Raw genomic sequence first — 4,179 nt, forward strand, 5'->3', positions numbered from 1 at the left:
AAATACTATTTTACTTTATATCCCAAAAGATGGAAAATCCATTAAAATTAACCTTCGGTCTTGTTGGTGAACCACTCCTCATTATAACTTCTCTCCTTGGATTTATCGTTGCTATATTTGTATCTGTACTCCTCTATGCATTATTGAGATCAAAGAGAATCCATTTCTTTATAAGCGGCATACTGTCAATATGGATAAGTGGAATAGTATACTTAGCGATATTTCTATTCCCAACATACCTCAAACTCCCAAAGATATTTTTAAATAACTTCTATCAGATGACTGCATCAGCCATAGTACTTCCTTTGTTTGCCTTAATTTTCTGGAAGTGGGTGAAGGGCAAATAGAGGGTTTCCTTCCTCTACTCCAAATATTAAAATCTTCTAAGTCTTATAAAAAGAACATTATTAGTGTTGTTACTTATCCATTTGCCAAAGGGAAGTGGATTGATATTTCATTTCTTCCAGAGAATCTAAGGAAGAATCTTTTAAACATCGGTATTGAAAGATTGTATCCATATCAGAAAAGAGTCTATCAAACCATAAAGGAGAGAAAAAATGTTGCCATAGTATCACCAACTGCATCTGGTAAGACTCTCTCCTTCCATCTTCCCATAATTGAGTTTTTAGAGAGAGGAGAGAAAGCCATATATGTCTATCCAACAAAGGCTCTCACAAGGGATCAGGAAAGACAACTGAAGAGGTATTCAAAAAATATAAAATTTGGTATCTATGATGGTGACACACCTATACCCAGAAGAAGAGTTTTAAGAAGAACTTCTCAGGTAATTCTTACAAACCCTGAGATGATACACTATTCTATTCTTCCATATCACACATCTTGGAATTTATTCCTATCTCGTATATCATTTGTAGTTTTTGATGAAGCACACCTTTACAGTGGAATCTTTGGTTCAAATGTTTCATCCTTAATAAGGAGAATGAAAAGGGTCTTCTCTTTTTACGGTAGGAAGGTAAATTTCATCTTCTCCTCTGCGACTGTTTCAAATCCTGATGAATTTTTTCATAAATTGTTAGGAGAGGATGTAGAAATAGTTATCGCCAATGAATCTGAGAGACAGAAAAAAACCTACATCTTTATTAAACCTGTGGAGGAGAGGTCCACATACACAGAAACACTCTGGATACTTGAAGAGATAGTAAAAAATGGATTCAGAGGAATATGTTTTATGAGGTCAAGAAAAGGTGTTGAATTGATGTATAGATACCTTTTAAACAGACTACCTGAAGAATACAGAAACAGAATAGCACCCTATAGATCTGGATATTCAAAGGAAACAAGAAGAGAGATAGAGAGAAAACTTTCCACAGGAGAAATTCTTCTTGTTGTATCCACAAATGCCCTGGAACTTGGAATAGACATAGGAGACCTTGATGTGGCAGTTATATCTGGTTATCCGGGGACTATTTCTTCTTTTCTTCAGGAGAGCGGAAGAGCTGGAAGAAGAAAGCCTGGTTATACAATACTTGTTGCAGAAAAGGACCCTTTAAATGAATACATAGTTAAACATCCAGAAGATATACTTGAAAAACCTGTGGAGAGACTCGTTATAGACGATGAAAATGAAACAATCCTAAGGAAACATATACTGTGTGCATCCTTTGAAATTCCAATAACAGAAAAGGATAGAAATGTATTTGGACCAAGATTAGATGAGATTGTAAATAAATTGAAAGAGGATGGGAGGTTAAAAGGGACAAGGGGAAGATTTATACCTGAAGAGTCTATGCCCCATAGATTTGTATCACTAAGAAACTTTGATGAAGACGAGTTTAGTTTGATTACAGAGGATGGAAATCTTTTAGAAACTCTTGATTCCTGGAGGGCATTCTCAGAAGCTCATCCGGGTGCAGTCTATTATCATGAAGGTGAGTCATTTATTGTAACCAACATTGATTTAAGCACAAGGGAGATAACATTAAAGCACAGGGAGGTTCCTTATTATACACAATCTCTTGAAATAAGCAGTGTAAATATAAAAAATGTTCGCGAAGAAAAAACAGAACACGATATAAAAATTTTCTTCGGAGAGGTAGAGGTTACATCAAGAATAATTGGTTATCAGAAAAGGCAACATTTCACAAACAACCTTTTAGGAGAAGTTCCACTCAGTCTTCCTGAAAGAGTGTTTGAAACTCAAAGTCTCTGGTTTATCATCCCTGAGAGGATAAAGGAGGAGAATGTAAGGAAAGGGTTTGATTTTCATGGAGGTATTCATGCACTTGAACATTTATTAATAGGAGTTTTTCCTCTTATAGCCATATCAGATAGAAAGGATATAGGAGGACTATCGCATCCTATTCATCCAGATACAATGAAACCAACAATATTTATATACGATGGTTATCCGGGTGGAATAGGGTTTTCAAAAAAGGGATATGAAAACTTCTCCTCTCTAATTAAGTATGGATACGAGGTTGTTTCTAAGTGCCCATGTAAAGATGGGTGTCCATCCTGTATATACTCTCCAAAATGTGGTAATAGAAACAAACCCCTTGACAAGAAATCTGCAATTTTAATTTTAGAAATGATACTCTCTGTGTTATAATCCTTTCTGGTGTCTTCAAACCAAACAAGAAGGAGGTTTGCTTGAGAAAAAGGAATAAGGTATCTCTTGATGAAATACTTAATGGTTCTCTAATTCCTGTAATGTTTAAACTTGGTGGACCAGTTATGATCACCGGTATATTTGAGACTGTATATAACCTTGCAGACACCTTCTGGCTTGGTCATCTGCCACAGGGGGAAAGCGGTAATGCTGTCGCCGGACTTCAACTTGCATTTCCCATAATATGGTTTCTCATTTCTTTTGCTGCAGGCTTTGCCATGGCAGGAATAGCTCTTGTTTCCCAATACACAGGTGCACAGAAAGAGGATAAGGCAAGCTTTTCAGCATCTCAGGTTCTTTCAATCGGTTTTATATCAGGTTTAATTCTTGGTGCTGTTGGAAGCATTCTTGTTCCAATATTCATGCCAATAATAACTCCAGTTCATGAACTATCAGATGTGGCAATAACATACCTTAAAGTCATTTTTATGGGATTCCCTTTTATGTTTATCTCTTCCATATTCAGAGCAATTCTTTCTGCTTATGGAGATACTGTAACTCCAATGTATGTAATTGGATTCTCAAATCTTCTCAACATAGTTTTAGATCCCATACTCATTTTTGGCGTAGGTCCATTTCCAAAAATGGGAATAGTTGGAGCAGCAGTTGCTACAGTCTTCTCAAGATTTGTAGCCAGTTTGATATCTCTCTATATCCTTATGGGTGGTAAAAAGGGTATAAAAGTAAAATTGAGTTATCTTAAGCCCCACATAGATTGGCTTAAGAAGATATTTAAAATCGGTCTCCCTGCATCCATAGGCAATTCCTTTGAGGCATTTGGATTTGTAGTGTTAATGGGAATAATTGGTAGACTTCCCAATGCAAAAGTTGCAGTGGCAGCGTATGGCATTGGAGATAGAATCTTTAGTTTATCATACATAGCAGAGGATGGGCTTGGTCAGGGACTAACAACAATAATTGGTCAATCCCTTGGAGCAGATAGGGTCGATAGAGCAGACTATGCGGCAAAAAGAGGAATTCTTCTTTTGTTTTTAGTTCTCCTTGTTGAAAGTCTATTCATAATCATTTTTAGAAGACAACTTATGTCTCTATTCATACCAAATGAACTCTCTATAATTGAAGAAGGGGCAAGATTTCTCCTCTTATTTGCGCCAGCTTTAGCTCTTTTCGGAATAATAAGGGGAATATCCTCTGCCTTTCACGCATCAGGACACAATGTTCCTCCAATGGTTATATCCATGGTGAGACTATGGGCTTTTAGAGTCCCTCTAAGTTATATCTTCGGGTTTGTTATTGGAATGGGATCGTCAGGTGTGTGGATAGCAATGTCCTTAAGTAACCTATTTACAGCAATTTTTGCACTGATTCTCTTTGCAAGGGGTGAGTGGAAAAAGAAGGTTATAGAGGAGACTGCTCAACGATTATAACGCTTGACATAGGCATTTCTATAAGATATACTCATTGATAGCGGAGAGATGGCTGAGTGGCCGAAGGCACCCGCCTGGAAAGCGGGTAGGCGGGCTAAACCCCGCCTCGCGGGTTCGAATCCCGCTCTCTCCGCCATATTTTATTCAAACAACAAATTAAAG

3 protein-coding genes and 1 tRNA gene are annotated in these 4,179 nt (G+C 37.2%); all 4 read left to right on the forward strand.

Annotated features, from left to right (window positions below; translation table 11 throughout):
- Positions 1-347: hypothetical protein (locus tag J7J33_01620; GenBank protein ID MCD6167991.1), on the forward strand; the 347-nt coding region annotated here is incomplete at its 5' end.
- Positions 329-2,569 (forward strand): DEAD/DEAH box helicase, encoded by a 2,241-nt coding sequence (locus tag J7J33_01625; protein MCD6167992.1) that lies wholly within the window; start codon positions 329-331, stop codon positions 2,567-2,569. The genes J7J33_01620 and J7J33_01625, both read left to right, overlap by 19 nt.
- Positions 2,570-2,610: 41 nt before the next feature.
- Entirely contained in the window at positions 2,611-4,017 is a 1,407-nt protein-coding gene (locus J7J33_01630) for an MATE family efflux transporter (GenBank protein MCD6167993.1), read from the forward strand.
- A gap of 42 nt (positions 4,018-4,059) precedes the next feature.
- A tRNA-Ser gene (locus J7J33_01635) sits at positions 4,060-4,153 on the forward strand.
- Positions 4,154-4,179 lie beyond the last annotated feature (26 nt).

Source organism: Caldisericia bacterium, assembly GCA_021158845.1.
GTDB lineage: Bacteria > Caldisericota > Caldisericia > B22-G15 > B22-G15 > B22-G15.